The sequence below is a fragment of the Mesorhizobium sp. M0909 genome (assembly GCF_040319515.1).
Taxonomy (GTDB): Bacteria; Pseudomonadota; Alphaproteobacteria; order Rhizobiales; family Rhizobiaceae; genus Mesorhizobium.
Genome location: NZ_JAMYOA010000014.1, coordinates 131,433 through 153,555, shown reverse-complemented (window position 1 = coordinate 153,555; position 22,123 = coordinate 131,433). Strand labels below are relative to the sequence as shown.

17 protein-coding genes are annotated in these 22,123 nt (G+C 63.8%); 9 read left to right on the top strand and 8 right to left on the bottom strand.

Features of this window, described 5'->3' with window-relative positions; translation table 11 throughout:
• Positions 1-226: 226 nt before the first annotated feature.
• From NKH83_RS21730 to NKH83_RS21700, 7 genes are all read left to right on the top strand, one after another.
• Entirely contained in the window at positions 227-5,707 is a 5,481-nt protein-coding gene (locus NKH83_RS21730; protein ID WP_352807335.1) for an alpha-2-macroglobulin family protein, read from the top strand.
• A gap of 213 nt (positions 5,708-5,920) precedes the next feature.
• Positions 5,921-8,011, top strand: coding sequence for a penicillin-binding protein 1C (gene pbpC, locus NKH83_RS21725; RefSeq protein ID WP_352807332.1), 2,091 nt, complete (start codon positions 5,921-5,923; stop codon positions 8,009-8,011).
• 54 nt (positions 8,012-8,065) lie between these two features.
• Positions 8,066-8,770, top strand: a complete 705-nt coding sequence (locus tag NKH83_RS21720; RefSeq protein WP_352807329.1) for a M15 family metallopeptidase — start codon at positions 8,066-8,068, stop codon at positions 8,768-8,770.
• A 221-nt stretch (positions 8,771-8,991) separates the two neighbouring features.
• Positions 8,992-10,020: a sulfate ABC transporter substrate-binding protein gene (locus tag NKH83_RS21715; RefSeq protein ID WP_352505538.1), complete on the top strand. Its 1,029-nt coding sequence runs from the start codon at positions 8,992-8,994 to the stop codon at positions 10,018-10,020.
• Between the two features lie 18 nt (positions 10,021-10,038).
• Positions 10,039-10,890 (top strand): sulfate ABC transporter permease subunit CysT, encoded by an 852-nt coding sequence (gene cysT, locus NKH83_RS21710; RefSeq protein ID WP_352644821.1) that lies wholly within the window; start codon positions 10,039-10,041, stop codon positions 10,888-10,890.
• The gene (cysW, locus tag NKH83_RS21705) at positions 10,883-11,767 is read left to right on the top strand and encodes a sulfate ABC transporter permease subunit CysW (RefSeq protein WP_254819066.1); all 885 of its coding nucleotides are present in this window, start codon (positions 10,883-10,885) and stop codon (positions 11,765-11,767) included. Before cysT ends, cysW begins: the two co-directional genes overlap by 8 nt.
• A gap of 73 nt (positions 11,768-11,840) precedes the next feature.
• Positions 11,841-12,881 (top strand): sulfate/molybdate ABC transporter ATP-binding protein, encoded by a 1,041-nt coding sequence (locus NKH83_RS21700; protein ID WP_254819067.1) that lies wholly within the window; start codon positions 11,841-11,843, stop codon positions 12,879-12,881.
• A gap of 14 nt (positions 12,882-12,895) precedes the next feature.
• Here the strand turns inward: NKH83_RS21700 and NKH83_RS21695 are convergent, their stop codons facing one another.
• Complete coding sequence (locus NKH83_RS21695; RefSeq protein ID WP_352807324.1) at positions 12,896-13,297, bottom strand: type II toxin-antitoxin system VapC family toxin; 402 nt, start codon at positions 13,295-13,297, stop codon at positions 12,896-12,898.
• Complete coding sequence (locus tag NKH83_RS21690; protein WP_352807321.1) at positions 13,294-13,566, bottom strand: antitoxin; 273 nt, start codon at positions 13,564-13,566, stop codon at positions 13,294-13,296. The genes NKH83_RS21695 and NKH83_RS21690 overlap by 4 nt, the downstream gene beginning before the upstream one ends.
• Before the next feature lie 284 nt (positions 13,567-13,850).
• Between NKH83_RS21690 and NKH83_RS21685 the strand changes: the two genes are divergently transcribed.
• Positions 13,851-14,837: a sulfate ABC transporter substrate-binding protein gene (locus tag NKH83_RS21685; RefSeq protein WP_352807318.1), complete on the top strand. Its 987-nt coding sequence runs from the start codon at positions 13,851-13,853 to the stop codon at positions 14,835-14,837.
• A 245-nt stretch (positions 14,838-15,082) separates the two neighbouring features.
• Complete coding sequence (locus tag NKH83_RS21680; protein WP_006202816.1) at positions 15,083-15,532, top strand: RrF2 family transcriptional regulator; 450 nt, start codon at positions 15,083-15,085, stop codon at positions 15,530-15,532.
• Here NKH83_RS21680 and NKH83_RS21675 read toward each other — a convergent pair.
• From NKH83_RS21675 to gntR, 6 genes are all read right to left on the bottom strand, one after another.
• Positions 15,529-16,008, bottom strand: coding sequence for a gluconokinase (locus tag NKH83_RS21675; protein WP_352807315.1), 480 nt, complete (start codon positions 16,006-16,008; stop codon positions 15,529-15,531). The genes NKH83_RS21680 and NKH83_RS21675 overlap by 4 nt on opposite strands.
• A gap of 71 nt (positions 16,009-16,079) precedes the next feature.
• The gene (locus NKH83_RS21670) at positions 16,080-17,066 is read right to left on the bottom strand and encodes an ABC transporter permease (RefSeq protein ID WP_352807312.1); all 987 of its coding nucleotides are present in this window, start codon (positions 17,064-17,066) and stop codon (positions 16,080-16,082) included.
• On the bottom strand, positions 17,063-18,043 hold the full coding sequence (locus NKH83_RS21665) for an ABC transporter permease (RefSeq protein ID WP_352475436.1): 981 nt from the start codon (positions 18,041-18,043) through the stop codon (positions 17,063-17,065). The genes NKH83_RS21670 and NKH83_RS21665 overlap by 4 nt, the downstream gene beginning before the upstream one ends.
• Positions 18,040-19,581, bottom strand: a complete 1,542-nt coding sequence (locus tag NKH83_RS21660) for a sugar ABC transporter ATP-binding protein (RefSeq protein WP_352799425.1) — start codon at positions 19,579-19,581, stop codon at positions 18,040-18,042. Before NKH83_RS21660 ends, NKH83_RS21665 begins: the two co-directional genes overlap by 4 nt.
• A gap of 80 nt (positions 19,582-19,661) precedes the next feature.
• Complete coding sequence (locus NKH83_RS21655) at positions 19,662-20,786, bottom strand: sugar ABC transporter substrate-binding protein (protein WP_352807309.1); 1,125 nt, start codon at positions 20,784-20,786, stop codon at positions 19,662-19,664.
• A 296-nt stretch (positions 20,787-21,082) separates the two neighbouring features.
• Positions 21,083-22,111, bottom strand: coding sequence for an HTH-type transcriptional regulator GntR (gene gntR / locus NKH83_RS21650; RefSeq protein ID WP_254819076.1), 1,029 nt, complete (start codon positions 22,109-22,111; stop codon positions 21,083-21,085).
• Positions 22,112-22,123: the final 12 nt, after the last annotated feature.

Below are 22,123 nucleotides of genomic sequence, written 5' to 3'. Positions count from 1 at the left end.
AAGCACTCGTAAAGGGGCCACAATCCAATTGCTGAAATAGACAGGGCTTGGAACTCACACCTTCTGCGTCGCCGCAAGAAAGCGTGATCCCCTGTCCTATGGAGCTACTACCGGTCATCGGCCGGAAAGCAAACCGTTGGCAGGCGGATCCTGCCGCGTCCTGATGTTGACAAGCGCGACTGAAGCTTGAAGATTTCTGGACGTCAGCACTTGTCTGGAGGGGTTTATGGCAATGCGCGCGGCTCGTGGTCTATCGATTCTTTTCCTTCTCTTTCTTGCCTGGAGCGGTGTCGCGCAAGCGGCCGAAGCCCGGCGGGTGGTGACGTCGAACAATTCCGACTATTTTGGTTTCGATCTCAGATCCGACCAGAATGTCAGCCTCGACCAGTGCAAGACCACCTGCCTCGGTGACCCGGCCTGCCGCGCCTTCACCTACAACCTCAAGGCCAAATGGTGCTTCCTTAAATCCGATTACAATTCGTTGAAACCCTTCAGCGGCGCCGTCGCCGGCAAGGTCGTCAACATCGATGGCGATCCCGACATCGGCGCGCCACCCGAACTCGCCTTCTTCCCCAACTGGATGGCAGACCAGGCCCAGCAATACCGCAACAAGCTCACCGGCCCGACCTACACCAAGCCGACCGAGGGGCTGACGGCGCTGAGGGCCGCCGCCGAACAGTCGGCGCTGACGGGCGATCATCGCTCGGCGATGCACAAATACGAGGCGGCGGTTTCGGTGTTGCCTGATGATGGCCAGCTCTGGCTCGAGCTGGCGCGCGAAACGCTTGCCGTTCATCCGACTGCCAACAGTTCGGAGCCGTCGACGCTGCCGGCGAACGCCACTTCCGCCGCCTTCAATGCCTACAAATTGCTGCGCACCACCAGGACGCGCGCCGACGTGCTGGCGCTGCTCGGGGACGGCCTTGATCGCCGCGATCTCTACAGGCCGGCCCTGCAGGCCTACGAGGCGAGCCTCGCTCTCGTCAATTCGCCGGCAGTCAGGGCCGCCTACCAGGATCTCAAGGCCCGCAAGGGCTTCCGCGTCATAGATCATACCGTCGATGCCGACACCAGCGCGCCACGCATCTGCGCGCAGTTCTCCGAGGGGCTGGTCAAGACCGGCGTCGACTACTCGCAGTTTGTTACTGTCGACAACGCCGCTCCCAAGGCCGTCGAAGCCAAGGACAAGCAGATCTGCGTCGAAGGGCTCGAGCACGGCCAACATTATGACGTGACCTTCCGCGCCGGCCTGCCGGCCGCCATTGGCGAGGTCACCGCGGCACCGGTGGTGCTGTCGATCTACGTGCAGGACCGCGCGCCTTCGGCCCGCTTCACCGGCGAGAGTTTCGTGCTGCCCGCCGGCGCACGCCGCGGCATACCGGTCGTCACCGTCAACATGAATGCCGCCGAAATGAAGCTCTTCCGCATCGGCGACCGCTCGCTGGCCCAGCTTCTGTCGGGGTACCAGTTCCTGCGCCAGCTTGACGGCTACGACATTTCGAACATCTCCGAACAGATGGGCGAGCCGGTCTGGCAGGGCCAGCTCGACATCGCCAACGACCTCAACAAGGAAGTCACCACCTCCTTCCCAATCGATGAGGCGTTGCCGAAGCGCAAGCCCGGCGTCTATGTGCTGACCGCACAAGCCGTCGACGATCGCAGCGACGACTATGATTCGCACGCCACGCAATGGTTCGTCGTCTCCGATATCGGCCTGTCGACCTATACCGGACAGGATGGACTGAACGTCTTTGCGCGTTCGCTCGCAACCGCCAAGCCGATTGCCGGCGCCGAGCTGACGCTGCTGGCCAGGAACAATGAAATCCTCGGCACCGCGACCACCGACGCGGAAGGGCGGGCGGTGTTCAATCCCGGCCTGACGCGCGGCGACAGCGGCATGGCGCCGGCCGTGCTGATGGCCAAACAGGGCGACGACGATTTCGTCTTCCTCGATATGGGCCGCGCCGGCTTCGACCTGTCCGACCGTGGCGTCGCCGGACGGCCGGCACCTGGCGCGCTCGACGTCTATGCCTGGACCGAGCGCGGCATCTACCGCGCCGGCGAAGATGTCCATGTCGCGGCGCTTGCCCGCGATAGTGCCGCCAGGGCGGTCGAGAACCTGCCGCTGACCTTCGTCTTCTCGCGGCCCGACGGCGTCGAGGACCGCCGCATCGTCAGCGACGGCGCGTCGGCCGGCGGTTACGCGGTCGACCTGCCGCTGGAACCTAACGCCATGCGCGGCACCTGGACGGTGGCGATCCATACCGATCCCAAGCAGGCGGCGGTCGCCAGCCAGATGTTCCTGGTCGAGGACTTCGTACCGGACCGCATCGAGTTCGACCTGTCCTCCGACAAGCAGGAGATCGCCCAGGGCGAGACCGCCAACATTACCGTCGACGGCCGCTTTCTCTACGGCGCGCCGGCCGCGGGCCTCGCGCTCGAAGGCGAATTGACGCTGTCGACCGCCCGCGACTGGGACCGCTTCAAAGGCTATTCCTTCGGTCTCGCCGACGAACAGTCGGCTGAACCGACAGTGACGCCCTTCACCGGCCTGCCGGTGGTCGGCGAGGACGGCAAGGCGACCTTCCCGGTCTCCGTCGACCAATTGCCATCCACCACCAAGCTGGTCGATGCCAAGATCACGGTCAGGATGCGTGAAACCGGCGGCCGTGCCGTCGAGCGCTCGCTGAATATCGGCATCCGCCCGCAGGGCCACATGATCGGCATCCGCCCGGATTTCGACGGAGACGAGGTGCCGCAAGGCGGCACGGCCAAGTTCAGCCTGATCGCCGTCGACCCAGACGGCAAGCGTGAGGCGCTGAAGGGCGCACAGTGGTCGTTGGTCAAGGTCGAGCGCAGCTACCAGTGGTATCGCTCGAGCAACTCCTGGAACTATGAGCCGGTCACCTTCACCAAGGCGGTGGCCAACGGCCAGGTCGACCTGAGCGCCGATGGCGAGGCTACGGTGTCGCTGCCGGTCGACTGGGGCCGCTACCGGCTCGAGATCGAGACAGCGGATCCGGAAGGCCCGGCCACCAGCTATGAGTTCGACGCCGGCTGGTATGTCAGTTCCACCACCACCGAAACGCCCGACGGCCTCGAGATCGCCCTCGACAAGGATACCTATGCGGCGGGTGAAGTGGCCAAGCTCAAAGTGTCGCCGCACTTTGCCGGCGAGCTGCTCGTCACCATCGGCGCCGACAAGCTCCTGAAGACCGTCACCGCCAGCGTGCCGGCCGGCGGCAGCACTGTCGACATCCCGGTCGGCGACGACTGGGGTGCCGGCGCCTACGTCACGGCAACGCTATTCAGGCCGGGCGATGCGCAAGAGACACGCATGCCGGCGCGCGCCATCGGCGTCAAATGGCTGAAGCTCGATCCCGGCTCGCGGAAGCTTGCCGTCAGCTTGGCGACGCCGGACAAGACCATGCCGCGCCAGCAGCTGTCGATCCCGGTCGCCGTTGCCGGCGTACAGCCCGGCACCAACGCCTATGTCATGGTCGCGGCCGTCGACGTCGGCATCCTCAACCTGACCAACTACAAGGTGCCGGATCCGGAGAACTGGTTCTTCGGGCAGCGAATGCTCGGTCTCGAGGTTCGCGACATCTATGGCCGGCTGATCGACGGCTCGCTGGGCACAACCGGTAAGCTGCGCACCGGCGGCGACGGTGCCAACATGCAATCGCAAGGCAGTCCGCCGACCGAAAAGCTGGTCGCCTTCTTCTCCGGCCCGGTCCAGCTCGACGCCGACGGCAAGGCGCGGATCGACTTCGACATTCCGCAGTTCAACGGCACCGTGCGCGTCATGGCCGTCGCCTGGACCAAGGAAGCGGTCGGCCATGCCCAGTCCGACGTCATCGTGCGTGATCCGGTGGTAATCACCACCGGCCTGCCGCGCTTCCTGGCGCCCGGCGATTCCGCCGTCATGCGGCTCGACGTCGCCGACACCGACGGCCCCGCAGGCGACTACAAGCTGACCGTCAACACGACAGGCGACCTGTCAACCGGCAATGCCGCCTTGCCTGAAAAGCTGACGCTCGCCAAAGGCAAGCGGCAGACACTAACCGTGCCGTTGATTGCACAGACCGCAGGCAACGCCTCGATCACCATCAGGCTTGCGCATGCCGACGGCACCGCCGTCGAGCAGACGCTCTATGTGCCGGTGCGCCCGGCGCAACTGCCGGTGACCACCCGCATGGTCGTCGACCTCAAGGGCAATGGCGGCGCGCTGCGCGTCGACAAGGAACTGCTGGCGGCAAGCCTGCTCGATGGCGCTTCGGTCAGCGTCGGCGTTTCGCAGGCGGCTGCCTTCGACGTGCCGTCGCTGCTGATGACGCTCGACCGCTATCCCTATGGTTGCGCCGAACAGACCACCAGCCGCGCCCTGCCGCTTCTCTACGTCAACGACATGGCTTCCGGCATCGGCATGGCCAGCGACCCCGATCTGCATGGCCGCGTCCAGGACGCCATCTACAAGGTGCTGAGCTACCAGGCATCGGCCGGCAGCTTCGGCCTGTGGGGTCCGGGTTCCGGCGATCTGTGGCTCGACGCCTATGTCACCGATTTCCTGACCCGGGCGCGCGAGCAGAAGTACGACGTGCCGGCCTTGGCGATGAACCAGGCGCTGAGCAATCTGCAGAACGCGATCGGCTACGATCAGGACATCCAGGATCGTGGCAGCGAGATCGCCTACGCCCTCTATGTGCTTGCCCGCAACAAGAAGGCCTCGGTCGGCGATCTGCGTTATTATGCCGACACCCAGCTCGAGGCCTTTACCAGCCCGATGGCCGTCGCCCAGCTGGCGGCGTCTCTCGCGCTCTACGGTGACACGCAGCGCTCGGAGGCAACCTTCCAGGCCGCGCTGCAACTGGCCAAGTCGACACCCGAATATGACTATTACCGATCCGACTATGGCTCGCCGCTGCGTGACGGCGCGGCAATCCTGGCGCTTGCTGCGGAAAGCAAGCCGGTGCCGACCATCGTGCCGGCGCTGATCCAGTTGGTGACCAGGGAACGCGCCGAGGCCAGGTGGACCAGCACACAGGACGAGTCCTGGATGCTGCTGGCGGCCCGGGCGCTGAAGGCCGGCAATGATTCGATCGCGCTGACCGTCAACGGCGCACCGCATGCCGGCGGCTATTCGGACCAGATCGCCGGTGGCGACCTGGCCGACAGTCCGCTGACCATCGTTAATACCGGCAGAAATCCGCTGCAGGCGGTCGTCACCACTGTGGCCTCGCCGATCCAGCCTCTCCCGGCCGGCGGCAACGGCTTTACCATCAGCCGTACCTACTACAAGCTCGACGGCACAGAGGCCAACGTGACGGAGGTCAAACAGAACGAACGCTATGTCGTCGTGCTCAAGGTTTACGAGCAGAACACCTGGCCTTCGCGGCTGCTGATCACCGATCTGTTGCCGGCCGGCTTCGAGATCGACAATCCGGGCCTGGTCTCCAGCGCTCAGTTGACGAACTTCTCCTGGCTGGCGCAGACCGATGCCGCCCATCTCGAATTCCGCGACGACCGTTTCGTCGCGGCGTTCAATCCAAGCGACGGCGACGGCGACCGCAACATAACGCTCGCCTACGTCGTGCGCGCGGTGACGCCGGGCACCTATGCCCACCCGGCGGCAACGATCGAGGACATGTACCGGCCGCAATATTCGGCCCGCACCGCCACCGGCATGATGGAGGTCAAGGCGCCGTAAGGCAAAAAAGGCGGATAGGAATATGGCGATGGCGCTGCCTCTCATTGCCCTGCCGGGCATTTCTCCCCGTATAGAGACGGGGAGAAAGAGCCATGCGCCGAAGTTTTCGCCGAACTTTAACACCGCAGAAAAGGCGCCAAGGGTCGCGACAGCCTCCTTCTCCCCGTCACTAAACGGGGAGAAGGCGCCGGCAGGCGGATGAGGGGCAGCGCCATGCTCTCCAGAAAATTCCTGCGCCGAGCGGCCATCACGGGCATTTCCTTGGCCGCTCTCGCTGCAATCACCGCCGTCGCCCTCTGGCAGCTCGACCGCTCATTTCCGCCGCCGCTGCCGGCTGCTTTGACGGTCTCGACCGAGGTGCAGGACCGAGACGGCCAACTGCTGCGCGCCTTCGCCACGCCGGACGGCTACTGGCGTCTCGCTACCAGCCTGGACCAGGTCGACAAGCAGTTCGTCGACATGCTCGTCACCTATGAGGACAAGCGTTTCTGGGGTCACCAAGGCATCGACGTGCTGGCACTGGCGCGTGCCGCCGGCCAGGTCGCGACCAGCGGCCATATCGTCTCCGGCGGTTCGACGCTCTCGATGCAGCTCGCCCGCCTGATCGAACCACGCGACAGCCGCAGCCTCGGCTCGAAGATCAAGCAGATGCTGCGCGCCCTGCAAATCGAACGGCGGCTTTCCAAGCGCGAGATCCTCGAACGCTATCTGACCCTGGCGCCCTATGGCGGCAATCTCGAAGGTGTGCGCGCCGCTTCGCTCGCCTATTTCGGCAAGGAGCCGAAACGGCTGACGGTCTCGGAGGCCGCCCTGCTCGTCGCCTTGCCGCAATTGCCGGAAAAGCGACGCCCTGATCGCAATCTCGAGATTGCCCACGCTGCCCGCGACAGGGTGCTGACCCGCATGGTCTCGGCAGGCCTGCTCGGCGAACGTGAGGCCGCGCGTGCCGGGCTCGACGATGTGTCGGGGCTGCGGCGCACCTTGCCGGCGCTCGCTGCCCATGCGGCCTATGCAATGCTGCCCAAGGCCATCCTCGGCCAGAAGCTGCAACTGACGATCCGCAAGAGCGTCCAGGAAGGGCTGGAGCAGGTGGCGAAAGACGCAGCCGCCAGGCTCGGCCCTCGCCTCTCGGTGGCCATGGTGCTGGCCGATGCCCGCACCGGCGATATCCTTGGCGAGGTCGGCTCCGCCGATTTCTTCGATGCTACCCGTTCGGGCTGGATCGACATGACCAAAGTCGTCCGCTCGCCTGGCTCGACGCTGAAGCCGTTCATCTACGGCCTCGCCTTCGAACAAGGCCTGGTGGCGCAGGAGATGCTGATCGAGGACAGCCCAGCCGATTTCTCCGGCTACCGGCCGAAGAACTTCGACATGGGCTATCAGGGCGATGTCAGCATCAGGCAGGCGCTGCAATTGTCGCTCAACGTTCCGGCGATCCGCGTGCTCGACGCGGTCGGCCCGGCCCGGCTGATGGCGCGCTTTCGCCAGGCCGATGTGACCCCTGTACTGCCCGTCAACGAGGCGCCTGGCCTGGCAATCGGCCTCGGTGGCGTCGGGATGACACTGCGCGACCTGGTTCAGCTCTATGCCGGCCTTGCCAATGGCGGCAAGGCACACACGCTGCGTGACGGCACCGAGCCGGCGAATGCCGAACGCTCGACCACCACCATCCTCGACGGACAGGCGACCTGGCAGATCACCGACATCCTGTCAGGCGTCAAGCCGCCTCAGGGTGCCGCCCAACGCGGCATCGCTTACAAGACCGGCACCTCCTACGGCTATCGCGACGCCTGGTCGGTCGGCTTTGACGGCCGCTATGTGCTCGGCGTATGGGTCGGCCGCCCCGACGCCGGCGCGGTGCCCGGCCTGTCCGGCTACATCTCGGCGGCGCCCATCCTGTTCGAAGGCTTTGTCCGTTCCGGCCTGGCCGCCGTACCACTGCCAAGCCAGCCGTCCGGCGTCCGGCGTCCCAAACGCGAGGAGCTGCCGGTGACGCTGACGCGCTTCGGCGCCGGCACCGATGGGCTGGTGCAGGCGACGCCGACCGAACCTGCGCCAACCATCATCTTTCCGCCAGACGGCGCCCGCGTCGATCTCGGCACTTCCTCGGCCGATGCCTCGCCGCTGGTTCTCAAGCTGCAGGGCGGTCGCGCACCATTCCGCTGGCTGGCCAACGGCAAGCCGCTGGTCGGCATCGACCGGCGGCGCACCGCGACCTGGCAGCCGGACGGCGCCGGCTATTCGACCCTGACCGTGATCGACGCGGCGGGACGCGCGGCCAGCGTAAAGGTTTTTGTCGAGTGAAAATTTCCCTTGAATAGATTCCGGCAGGTGATTCAAGGGAGTGGGGTTTACGCCTTGCTTTCGGCCGCCGGTATTTCCTCGGCCTTTGCTGACACCCTCCCCGCCGGCTTTGTTCGGCTGGCCGACATCGATCCCAGTATCCGGCAGGATATCCGCTATGCCGGCCTCGAAAATTTCCTGCATCGCAAGGTAAGCGGCTACGATGCGCCGGTATGCGTCCTCACCAGGCAAGCGGCGCAAGCGCTTTCGGCAGTGCAGAAAGCGATTGCTGCCGAAGGGCTGACGCTGGTCGTGTTCGACTGCTACCGCCCTGCGCGGGCTGTCTCCGACATGAGTGAATGGACAAAAACGGGCGGGCCACCGGACCCGCAATGGTATCCAAAGGTCAAGCGCAAGGATCTCATCGCCAAGGGTTATATCGGCGAACTGTCCACCCATTCGCGCGGATCGACGGTCGATGTCGCGATCGCCCGGGTCAACCATAAAGAACAGGCCGGCCGCACGAGCGCTCCGAAACCGGCCTGCGGCGCGACCGATGCCGACACGCTCGATTTCGGCACCGGTTTCGACTGTTTCGATCCGGCGAGCGAAACGGCTCACCGAGCGATAGACGATGAAGCCGCGGCTAACCGCAAAAGACTTGTCGAGGCGATGCGCGCCGGCGGCTTCAAGAATTACCCACGCGAATGGTGGCACTTCACGCTGGAAAACGAGCCGTTTCCAAGAGAGCGCTTCAACTTTCCCGTTACCGGCGAATAAGCCGCCGAAACCTTGCTCGGACGAGACGCAGCCATTGCCGAAGAGCCGGCCGTCTCTAGTTAATCGCGTCGGGAGCGCGATCATGGTTCATGCGGGAAAATAGTTCCTCGCATCGCCGAAACCAGGCGAAAAATTGCTTCAATGAGCCAAAAAAGGCAACATTGATTGCATCTAAATTCTATCAATTCGGTAGATTTGGCGCGAGTTCAACGGAGGCGGAAATGACCAAACCTCATTTCAGGAAACTGCTCGGCGCACTGGTCGCCACATCCGTCCAGTTCGGCACGCTCGGTTTCGCGTTTGCCGACACCACCATTCTCAACGTGTCCTATGATCCGACGCGTGAGCTCTATAAGCAATTCGATGAGGCCTTCATTGCCCACTGGAAGGCAGAGACAGGCGAGACGGTCACCGTCCAGCAGTCACATGGCGGATCCGGCGCGCAGGCTCGCGCCGTGATCGACGGCCTCGACGCCGACGTGGTGACGCTGGCGCTCGAAGGCGATATCAACGCCATCGTTTCGAAAGCGAAGAAGATCAATCCAGACTGGCGGACGAAATTCGAAAACAATTCGGCGCCCTACACCTCGACCATCATCTTTCTCGTCCGCAAGGGAAACCCCAAGGGCATCCATGACTGGGGCGATCTGGTCAAGGACGACGTCCAAGTGATCACGCCGAATCCCAAGACCTCCGGTGGCGCGCGCTGGAACTACCTCGCCGCCTGGGCCTATGCCAGCTCCAAGGATGGCGGCGACGAGGCCAAGACCAAGGAATTCGTCGGCAATCTCTATGCGCATGTCCCGGTTCTCGACACCGGTGCGCGCGGCGCCACCGTGACCTTCGCGCAAAAAGGGCTGGGCGACGTGCTGCTCGCCTGGGAAAACGAGGCCTATCTGGCGCTCGATGAGTTCGGCGCCGACAATTTCGATATCGTCTACCCGCCGACCTCGATCCTGGCCGAGCCGCCGGTCGCCGTGGTCGACGCCAATGTCGACGCCAAAGGCACACGCAAAGTTGCCGAAGCCTATCTGAGCTATCTCTATTCCAAGGAAGGCCAGACGCTCATCGCCAAGAACCATTATCGCCCTTCGAAGCCCGACCTGGTGCCGGCGGAGGACTTGGCCAAGCTGCCTGAGATCAAGCTGATCACCATCGACGACCCGCTTTTTGGCGGCTGGAAGAAGGCACAGCCTTATCATTTCGGCGATGGTGGTATATTCGACCAGATCTACAAGCCGGCCCAGTAGCATTTAGATCAGGACGACATGACCACAGCACCCGCCAAGGCGGGGTGGCGATTCAGGCAGCCGAGCGTCATTCCGGGTTTCGGGTTGACGCTCGGCTTCTCGCTTGCCTACCTCACCCTCATCATCCTCATTCCCCTGTCCGGGCTGATCTGGCGCTCGGCGGCGCTCGGCTGGACCGACTTCTGGGCGATCGTCACCGACCGCCGCACCATCAACGCGCTTGAGATCAGCTTCGGCACCGCCTTCATTGCCGCCGCTGTCAACGTCGTCTTCGGCACGATCGTCGCGTGGGTACTGGTGCGCTACAGCTTTCCCGGCCGCCGCATCGTCGATGCCATGGTCGACCTGCCCTTCGCGCTGCCGACAGCGGTCGCCGGCATTGCGCTGACCACGCTCTACGCACCGAACGGCTGGATCGGAAGCCTTCTGACACCGCTCGGCATCAAGATCGCCTACACGCCGCTTGGCATCGTAATTGCGCTGATCTTCATCGGCCTGCCCTTTGTCGTACGAACCGTGCAGCCGATCATGGAGGAGATCGACAAGGAGGTAGAGGAAGTGGCCGCCACGCTCGGCGCCAATCGCTTCCAGATCATCAGCCGCGTTCTGCTTCCCGGACTGGCGCCGGCCATCGTCACCGGCTTCGCGCTGGCCTTCGCGCGCGGCGTCGGCGAGTACGGTTCCGTCATCTTCATCGCCGGCAATCTGCCCTATAAATCCGAAATCGCACCGCTTCTGATCGTCATCCGGCTGGAGGAATATAATTACGCGGCGGCGACCGCGATCGCGGCGATCATGCTGGCACTGTCCTTCGTCATGCTGCTGGTCATCAACCTGGTGCAGACCTGGAGCCGCAAGCGCTATGGCTGACCCGGAGATCAAATCCTACGCGCCGCACCATGAAAGCCAGTCGCCGGCGGTGACCGAAAGCCGCACGGCGAGAACCGTGCTGATGGCCGTAACGTTTGCGTTCCTTGCCATCTTCCTGCTCTTGCCGCTGATCATCGTCTTCAAGGAAGCTTTCGCCAAGGGCATCGAGGCCTACACACAGGCGCTAGGCGAACCGGATACGCGCTCGGCGATCCGCCTGACGCTTCTGGTCGCGGCGATCTCGGTGCCGCTCAACATCGTCTTCGGCATTTCCGCCGCCTGGGCCATCGCCAAGTTCGAATTCAAGGGCAAGGCGTTCCTGACCACGCTGATCGACCTGCCCTTTTCCGTCTCGCCGGTCATTTCGGGGCTTGTCTACGTGCTCTTGTTCGGCGCGCAAGGCCTGCTCGGCGCCTGGCTCAAGGCGCATGGCATCGTCATCCTGTTTGCGGTGCCGGGCATCGTGCTGGCCACGATCTTCGTCACCTTCCCCTTCGTCGCCCGCGAGTTGATCCCGCTGATGCAGGAGCAGGGCAATGGCGACGAGGAGGCGGCCCTGTCGCTCGGGGCCAATGGCTGGCAGGCGTTCTGGTACGTGACGTTGCCCAATGTCAAATGGGGATTGCTATACGGCGTGTTGCTGTGCAATGCCCGCGCCATGGGTGAGTTCGGCGCGGTCTCGGTCGTTTCGGGCCACATACGCGGATTGACCAACACCATGCCGCTGCATGTCGAAATCCTTTATAACGAGTACAATGCCGCCGCCGCCTTTGCCGTCGCTTCGCTGCTTGCCGGCCTGGCGCTCGTCACGCTGGTCTTGAAAACACTTCTCGAGATGCGCTACGGCGCCGAGATCGCCGCGACGCGCGGACACTGACAAAATGCATGTCGCCCAAAAGTGGGAACCGGTTTTGGGATAACGACATGCATCAACTACAAAAGGGATTTGCATGGAAGTTCGCGTTGCCAACGTGCGCAAGGAGTTTGAGCGGTTTCCGGCCCTCCGCGACGTTTCGCTCGACATCAAGTCGGGAGAACTGATCGCTCTGCTGGGACCGTCCGGTTCCGGCAAGACGACGCTGCTCAGGCTGATTGCCGGATTGGAGCGGCCGACCCGCGGAAAGATCTTCTTCGGCGAAGAGGATGCCTCGCAAAAGTCGATCCAGGAGCGCAATGTCGGCTTCGTCTTCCAGCACTACGCGCTGTTTCGCCATATGACGGTCGCCGACAATATCGGCTTCGGACTCAAGGTCCGGCACGGGCCGTCGCGCCCGTCGGCGAAGGAAATCCGCCGCCGCGCCTCGGAACTCCTCAACCTCGTTCAGCTCTCCGGTCTGGAAAAACGCTATCCGGCACAGCTTTCGGGCGGCCAGCGCCAGCGCGTGGCGCTGGCCCGCGCCATGGCGATCGAACCGGCCGTGCTTTTGCTCGACGAGCCGTTCGGCGCGCTCGATGCCCAGGTGCGCCGCGAACTGCGCCGCTGGCTGCGCGACATCCACGACGCCACCGGCCACACGACGGTCTTCGTCACCCATGACCAGGAAGAGGCGCTGGAGCTTGCCGACCGCGTCGTGGTGATGAGCCAGGGCCGCATCGAGCAGGTCGGCACCGCCGACGAGATCTACGACACGCCGAACTCGCCCTTCGTCTACGGCTTCATCGGCGAATCGAGCTCGATCCCGGTCAAGGTCGAGGACGGCCAGGTCTGGATCGCCGACCGGCCGATCGGGCTCTCCGCGCCGCATGCACCGCAAGGCGAAGCGACGCTGTTCTTCCGCCCGCACGATGTCGATCTGGTGGAAGAATGCAACGGATGCATCGCCGGCACGGTCGCCGCCAGCCGCCGCGTCGCCGGCACCCGAAGGGTAGAACTCGAAATCGGCGGCGAGCGCCAGCGGGTCGAGATCGAATTGCCCGTCGACCATCCGGCGGCGCAGAAAAGCCGGGTAGCTTTCAGGCCGCGGCGCTGGAAGCTTTTTCCGGCTGCTTGATCTTCTATCAGGCGCTACGCCAGCCAGTTCTCGACCTTCAGGCCTTTGATCCGGTTGAACGCCCCGGTATTGGCCGTCACCAGGGTAGTTCCCAGCGCACGGGCGTGAGCAGCAATAAAAAGGTCGTTTTGGCCGATGGTTTGGCCCCTGCCTGCCAGTTCTGCGCGAATCGCGCCGTACTCGGCATCCACGGGCACATCGAGCGGCAAGACGGGAATCTCAGCCAGTAATTCCTTGACCTTCTTGTGCAACTTGGCTGATCTTTTCTTGACGCAGCCATATCGCAGTTCCGACGCGACCACGATGCTGGTACACACGGCGGCGTCTCCCACGCGCAGGACAGAGCTTGCGGCTTTCCCGGCCGGATTTCGGATCATGTCGCTGACAATGTTCGTGTCCAGCATGAACCGCATCAAAAAAATTCCTCGGATTTGACAGGCATATCCTCGACATCGGGAAAGTCTTCCTCGGCACCGGGCGGTGGCTCTTTCGCCCATTGCGCGAGCAGTGCGGTGAGGCCAGGCTTGCGGACCGGCTCGATGATCAGGCGGTCGCCTTCACGGCTGATCAAGACCTTTTCGCCGGGAAGTTCGAACTCGACAGGAATGCGCACCGCCTGGCTGCGATTGTTACGAAACAGCTTCGCCTCTTTCGGCGGGGTTGTTGAATGGCTGTGTTGAGGCATGACGACAGCTCCTTGTATATACTATTTGTATATGCCAGACAGCGCGGCGATGCAATCGCATTGCACAGCGTTGGCCGGCCGGGTACCATCGTACACGCCGACGGCATCGGCACCGCTGCCAAGCTGTCCTGAGACTCTGCTTGAAAGAAAAAACTAGAAATCGCCCACAGCGGGACTACTTTTTCTCGCGATAACGTCGAGGGGCCGCTCTGCGTGCCTCGTCGCGCACGAGGCCTTGCCGCTATGGTCCGGCAATAAGCGTACCGCATTGGAGCCCAGTTTTCATGAAGCGATTTTTGCTTGGCGTCGCCACATTGGCCGGCCTGGTCCTCGCATCCTCCCAAGCCTGGTCGGCCGACAGATTGCTGAACGCCTCTTACGATGTCGGTCGCGAACTGTTTGCGCAGGTCAACAAGGCGTTCGTTGCCGGCCACCCCGGCGTCACCATCGATCAGTCGCATGCCGGAACCTCGGCGCAGGCGCGCGCCATCGCCGAAGGCCTCGGCGCCGACGTGGTCACGTTCAACCAGGTCATCGACATCGACTTTCTGGTCAAGAAGGGCCTCGTGTCCGCCGACTGGCAGAAGGACTTTCCCGACAACGCCTCGCCTTTCTATTCGCTGCCCTCCTTCCTGGTGCGCGCCGGCAATCCGAAGCACATCAAGGATTGGAACGATCTCGTCCGCGACGACGTCCAGGTGATCTTCCCCAATCCGAAAACCTCCGGCAATGCGCGCTACACCTATCTCGCGGCCACCGCCTACGCCAAGGAAGCCTTCAAGGGCGACGACGCCAAGGTGAAGGAGTTCATCACCAAGCTGTTCAACAATGTGCCGGTCTTCGACAGCGGCGGACGCGCCGCGACCACCACCTTCGTGCAGCGCGAAATCGGCGACGTGCTGATCACCTTCGAGTCGGAAACGCGCGGCGTCCGCAAGGAGTATGGCGAGGACAAGTTCGAGCAGGTGACGCCTTCGGTCAGCCTGTTGGCGGAATTTCCGGTGGCGATCGTCGACACGGTCGCCGACGAGCATGGCACGCGCGATCTTGCCAAGACTTATCTCGACTTCCTCTATACGCCGGAGGGCCAGGACATCGCCGCCCGCAACGGCCTGCGGGCCCGCGACGCGGCGGTCGCCGCCAAATACAAGGCTGAGTTTCCCGACGTCCGGCTGCTGACGGTGGAGGAGGTCTTCGGCGGCTGGGCCAAGGTCCAGGCCGAGCATTTTGCAGCGGGCGGCCTGCTCGACCAGACTTACGGCAGGCGCTGAGGTCGCCAACTCATTGAAAGCCGGCGCTTGCCGGCTTTTCCTTCATTTTGCCCGCCGAAATTGCAGCTTCCGCACGTTCCGGACCGCCCGCCCGCCAAAACGTTACGAAGAATCAACGCGTTTGCGCGCAATATGTCCTCGGGCGGCCTGTCTGCGCGAACGGCATCGCACGGCCAAACCGTCATTATTTGCACACAAACAGCCGCCAGATGCGGGTGGTTGGGGCTTTATGGGTTGGTTCGGGCATGCTTACCAAAAAAGGCAAATACGGCCTCAAGGCCCTCGTGCATCTGTCGGGCCTGCCGGTCGGCCAGCTCGCATTCGTCAATGACATCGCGGTCGCCAACAACATCCCGAAGAAATTCCTCGATGCCATCCTGGGCGAGTTGCGCAACGCCGGCTTCGTCCAGAGCCGCAAGGGCAAGGAAGGCGGCTACCGCCTCGCCCGGCCGGCTTCCGAGATCAAGATCGGCCATGTCGTGCGCGTCCTCGACGGGCCGCTGGCGCCGATCCCCTGCGCCAGCCGCACGCAATACCAGCGTTGCGAGGATTGCGACGAGGCGACCTGCCAGGTCCGGCACATGATGCTGGAGGTGCGTCAGGCGATCGCCGAGGTGCTCGACAACCGCAGCCTTGCCGCCATGCGCGACGCCGACAATGACGATTTCCCGGTCGAACTGACGTCGCAGATCTAGCGCGCGAGCAGGCTCAAGGCGGTCGCGACGGTGTCGGCGACCGGACGCTTGCCATCCAAGGTCATTGCCGCCTCGTCCGCCGCTGGCGGCTCGAGCGTGGCGAACTGGCTGTCGACCAGGCTTGCCGGCATGAAATGACCCTTGCGACTGCCTACGCGCTGTTTCGCCGTTGCCGGGACGATCTCAAGGTAAACGAAAACGATATCCGCGCAAAAGCCGCGCAGGCGATCACGATAACTGCGCTTCAGCGCCGAGCAGGCGGCGACCACACCTCGCCCGCTTGCGACCGACGCTGCCATACGCTGGCCGATCGCGTCGAGCCAGCCCTCGCGCAGCGCGTCGGTGAGCGGCTGCCCGCTCGCCATGCGCGCGACGTTTTCGGGCGGATGCAGCCTGTCGCCTTCGATAAAGAGCGCGCCCAATGCCGCTGCAAGCGCTTCGCCGACGACCGACTTGCCGCAGCCGGCAACGCCCATCACCACGATGGCGGGTGTCGTTCGAACAGTGCTCGCCGGCTTATATGCCACGTCTTTCCCGGTCATGCAGGTCAGCGGCTTGCCGGCGCGCGGCCATAGAGCAGCAGCATGGCGACGATGACGACGCCGTAGATGATCTGCCGTCCCGCCTCCGGCATCTGCATGACGGAAAGAATGGATTGCAAAAGCGTGATCAGGATCACGCCGGCGACGGTGCCGAGATAGGAACCGCGCCCACCGAGGATCGAGGTGCCGCCGAGCACCACCGCTGCTATCGACGGCAGAAGATAGGCGTCGCCCATCGACTGTGCCGCCTTGGAGGCATAGCCGGCCAAAAGCACGCCGCCGAAGGCGGAGAGCCCGCCCGAAACCGCAAAGGCGATCATCACCACGCGCCTTGTGTCGATGCCGGAAAGATAGGCGGCACGCTCGCGGTTGCCGATGCCGTAGACGGTGCGGCCGAAGCCGGTGCGGGTCAGCACGAACACCATTGCGGCGCCGATCAGTGCCCAGATGAGCACGGCGTTGGGCACGCCAGGAACGGCAAAGCCGGTCGCCAGATAGCGCATCGCACCGGTCGCCGAATCCTGCGGCGAGAAACCGCCCGTGTAGACCACCATCAGCCCCTGCGCGACGGCGTTGGTGGCAAGCGTGATGATCATCGAGGGAATGCGCAGATAGGCGACGCCGATGCCGTTGACGATGCCGATCAGCACACCGCAGAAGATGCCGAACGGAATGGCAAGCGCCACACCGACCGGCCCATAAGCGGCCGCGGCGCAGGCCATCATCGCGCCGGCCGCCACCGACCAGGGTACCGACAGGTCGATCTGGCCGAGCAGGATGACCAGCATCATGCCGGTGGCGATGACGCCGAGAAACGACGCCACCTTGAGCTGCTGCAAAAGGTATTCAGGCGACAGGAAGCTGCGCGAATAGAGGCTGCCGAGGAACAGCAGCAGCACGATACAGGCGAACGCCGTCAGCACCGCAGGGTCGGCGCGGCGGAGGATTTTCGGCATGCGGCCGGCGAGACCACTCACAGTCGTTTCGCTCACAGGAACCACTCCAGCCGGTTGCGGACGCGAAACAGGGCGAAGGCGCCGAGGCTGACCGCGATCAGCAGGATGACGCCCTGGAATAGAGGCTGCCAGAGCGGATCGAAATCGAAGACGAACAGCAGGTCGCCGATGGTGCGGAAGGCAAGAGCGCCGAAGATCGCGCCGATGGCGCTGCCCTTGCCGCCGAACAGCGACACGCCGCCAAGCACGACCGCGGCAATCGAAAACAGCGTATAGGCATTGCCGCTGGCATAGGCCGCATCGCCGGTATAGGTGAAGAACGTCAGGAACAGCCCGCCGATCGCGGCCAGCAGCCCGGCAAGCGTATAGGCGGCGAACTTTCCACGCCGGATCGGCACGCCGGACATGTAGGCCGCCATCTCCGAGGAGCCGGCCGCATAAGCGGCGCGGCCGAGCACCGACCGGCTGAACGGCACCCAGACAACGAGCACGACCGCCAGCAGCGTCACCAGGCTCGCCGGCACAATACCAAACAGGCGCCCGGTCAGCGCATCGGCGAGCCCTTCATTGACCGAGCCGCCCGGAAACGGCCGAAGCAGCAGGGCGATGCCGAAATAGACCGCACCGGTGGCAATGGTGGCGACGATCGGCTGCAGGCGTCCATAGATGACGATGGCGCCGTTGATTGCCCCGCACAGCAGCCCGGTGCCGAGCACGGCGATGACGCCGAAGGCGGTCTCGAGGCCGGTGCCGACGACCAGCCACGAGGCCAGGCAATTGGTCAGGGTGAAGATCATGCCGACGGAGAGGTCGATGCCGGCGGTGATCACCACCAGCGTCTGCGCCATCGCAACGAAGGCGAGCAGCACACCCTTGTTCGACGCCGTCTGCACGACATTGGCGGTGAAGCCCGCCGGATGGTTCGAGGTGTAAATGATGAACATGACAACGAAGATGCCGAACGCCAGCAGCGTTCCGCGCTGTTCGGCGAGCCAATAGCGCCAATCCTTCACGCGTCCGCTCCTTGCCTTGGCATCTCTTCGTGAATGTTGAGCGCGCTGGCAATCAGCGCCCTCTCGGTGATTTCGGCGCCGACCAGTTCGCGCTTGACCGCGCCGTCATAGAGCACCAGCACTCGGTCGCAGCAGCCGATCAGCTCGTCATAGTCGGTCGAATAGAACAGGATCGCCGCACCCTGGTCGGCAAGCTTGCGCATCAACTGGTACAGCTCCTGCTTGGTGCCGACATCGATGCCGCGCGTCGGGTCGTTGAGCAGGATGATGCGCGGCTGCCGCATCAGCCATTTGGCGATGACGACCTTCTGCTGGTTGCCGCCGGATAGCGCGCCGACCGGAATATCGAGGCCGGCCGTCTTGATCGCCAGGAGACCGACCATGTCGTCGATCAGCCGCTGCTCGGCGGCGCGGTCGATGATGCCGGCCCTGGACAGCCGGTCGAGGGCGGCGAAGGAGAGATTTTCGCGCACCGTCATCGGCAGCATCAACCCTTCCGTCTTGCGATCCTCCGGGATCAGCGCCATGCCGATCCGGTCGTCACGCGCCGCGGCCGGACTGGCGATCGCCACCGGCGTTCCGTCGATCAGGATCTGGCCCGACAGGCCACGCAGCACACCGAAGAAGGCGAGCAGCAATTCGCGCTGGCCCTGGCCGTCGAGGCCGCCGAGCCCGACCACCTCGCCCGCCCCGACCGATAGCGAGACATCGTGCAGCCGATCCGTCCAGGACAGGCTGCGCGCCTCTAGAACCGGCGTGGCTGCGGCAGCCGCCCGCGCGGGTTTGGGCGGAAAGATGTGGCTGTATTCGCGCCCGATCATCAGTTCGACGACCTCGTTGTCGCTCTTGGTGCCGGCCGCGTAGCTGGCGACATTGCGGCCATTGCGGAACACCGTGCACTGGTCGGCCAGCTCGGCGATCTCGTTCATGCGGTGCGAGATGTAGAGCAGCGCCAGCCCTTCCGAACGCAGCCGCTTCAACACGGCGAAAACCCTGGCGACGTCGGCCGCGGTCAGCGCCGAGGTCGCCTCGTCAAGGATCAGGATACGCGGCTTGCGCGCCAGTGCCTTGGCGATCTCGACCATCTGCCTTCTTGAAAGAGGAAGATCCTTGACCAGCGCCAGCGGATGGATATCGGAAGCGCCGGCGCGAGCGAGCGCTTCTTCGGCGATGCGGCGCTGCGCCTTGCGGTCGATCATGCCGAAACGCTTCGGCGGATCGGAAATGACGACGTTGTCGGCAACGCTGAGTTCGGGGACGAGCGACAGTTCCTGGAAGATGCAGACGATGCCGGCCTGGTTGGCAGCGGCCGGCGAAGCGAAGCTCACTTCGTTCCCGTCCAGCATCATGCGGCCCTCGTCGGGCGCGACGACACCCGCCATGACCTTGATCAGCGTCGATTTGCCGGCGCCGTTCTCGCCGAGGATGGCGTGGATGCTGCCTGGAGTGACCGACAGTTCGGCCTTCTCCAGCGCGCGCACGCCGCCATAGCGCTTGGATATGCCTTCCATGCGGAAGAGCGGAACCGCACCGTCCATCGGCCCTCCCCAGGCGCTTGGCAATCAGGATGTCGAGCGCCGACGCCGCGGGATCTCCCGGGGCGCCGGGCTGTCGGAGTTTACTGGTTTTCCTTGCTCTGGCCCATGATTTCCTGCGCCGTGAAATTGATGCCGCAGGTCGGGAAGGAATTGCCGACGAAGAAATTGTCGGATTGGTCGGGGAAGTAGTCCTGGCCTTCCTTGAAGTTCGGATCCTCGACGATCGCCAGCGGCAGCTTGATCGATTGCGGCACGACCTGCCCTTCAAGTGCTGCAATCGCCGTCTTGATGGCAACCGCCACCTGAGCCGGGCCGGTGCCGGCCGACGAGCATTTCAGGCCTTCTGCGGCGAACTTGGCGCAGAATTTGCGGAAGCCGTTCTCCGTCTCGCCGCCGAACGGCACGAACGGATGCTTGGCATCGATCATCGCCTGCACGATGCCGGTATCGCCACCCTGTCCGGTAATGCCGTCGAAGGGGCCGTTGGTGGCAATGGCATCGGCCGTAGCCTTTTGCGCAACGCCGTCATCCCACTTGCCGACGACCTCCGTGACATCCCATTTCTTGCCGGATGCGTCGAGAACCTCGTGGATGCCGTTATGGCGGTCGGTATCGACGGATGTGCCGGCTACGCCACGCACTTCCAGCACCTTGCCGCCGTTCGGCACGTGCTTGACCAGCCAGTTGCCCCACAATTCGCCAAGGCCCTTCTGGTCCACATTGACGTTGATGGCATCCTTGGTGTCGAGGATGTTGTCGAAAGCGACCAGCACCACGCCGGCTTCCTTGGCCCGCTTGATGACAGGGCCGAATGCGGTCGGGTTCTGGGCGTTGACGACGATCGCATCATAGCCGGAATCGATGAAATTATTGATTGCCGAAATCTGGGCCGGCACGTCTTCGCCGGTCGAGACCACCTTGAATTCCTTGAGCTTGGCCGCGACCTCCGGCTGCGCTGCATAGGCTTTTGCCGTCTGCACCATCTGGATGCGCCACGTGTTGGCGATATAGCCGTTGGCCAGAGCGATGCGGTACGGGCCGTCTTTCTTGGGGAACTTGAAGAACTGCGTATCGGCCGACCAGGGCGCGAAGCAGTCAGGCTCGGCCGATGGCCCCTTGACGATTTCAGGCTCGGCGATCGCCGACGAGCTCAGCATGACAAAAGCAGTGGCGGCAACGATACCGCCAACGAGTGACTTGATCATCGATATTCCTCCCATTTGCAGTTTTGTTTGTTCTTACGTCGATGAAATTGCGCTTTTCCGGTCCGGCACCTCCCGCCGTATCCGCTGTGCGTTCAGGTGGCCGAATGCCGACCCGATCCCCTCCTTTGTTGCCCGGCTAGTCCCGCAAAAACTATCATATTATACATAATAAACAAGCATGAGCTGTCGCTTATGTATAATAAACAGCCTCCCATCTTCTGAGCGATGTACCAAACGGCGATAACTGGTAGCGCTACCATGACGTAGTGTAAAGCGCCATTGCGTTGAAGCTCGGTTCAGCGCGCCGTGCTCTCACGTCGCTTGAGTTCGAAGCCGAGATCGACAACGCGCGACTCCGGCCTGTTGCCCTCGATCGCCGCAAGCGCCATGGCGACAGCCCGCCGGCCGATCTCGTAACGATAGGTCCGAACGCTGGTGACCGACGGAAACGCCACTTCCATCATGTCGAGATCGTTGAAGCCGACGATGCCGATCGTCTTCGGCACGGCGATCGAAGCGCGATGGCATTCGAACAGCACCCCGAGGGCTATGTCGTCATTGTTGCAGAACACGCCGTCGAGGCTCGGCACCTTGGCCAGCGCGTCGCGGAACAATTCGCGGCCGAGGGTGACGCTGGAGGGCACCGGCGTGGTGGTGGTAAGCCGCGCATCGAACAGGCCGGCCGCCTCCATCGCCGCGCGATAGCCGGCCAAGCGCCGCTGCGAACGCGGATCCATGCGCGCCCCGATGAAGCCGATCCGCCGATAGCCTGCCTCGATCAGATGTTCGGCTGCCGCCTTGCCGCCCTCGAAATGTGAGAAACCGACCATCATGTCTACCGGATCGGGCCCGGTCTCCATCACCTGCACCACCGGACAGCCTGCCGTTTCCAGCAGTTTTCGCGACGCCGGCGTCTGGTCGATGCCGGCCACGATCAGCGCCGCCGGGCGTTGCGGGCCAAACACCTGCAGCAGCCGCTCTTCCTCGAGGCCGGAATAGTGAGTGTTGCCAAGCTGGATCCGGAAAGGGCCGTCCGACAGGCTGTCGTAGATGCCGCGCACCACTTCGGCAAAGACGTTGTTGGTAAGCGACGGCACCAGAACGCCAAAGACCTCGGCGCGCGCCGAAGCCAGCGCCCGCGCATTCGGGTCGGGCACATAGCCGAGCTCATTCACGGCGGACTCGATCTGGCGGCGCAGATCTTCCGAGACACGCCCCGGCTCACGCAAGGCGCGCGATACGGTAATGGCGCCGACCCCGGCCTTGCGCGCGACGTCGGCGATGGTCGGGCGGCCGCCGCCGCGGCGCGAGCGCGGCTTGATCACCGCATTGGTCCC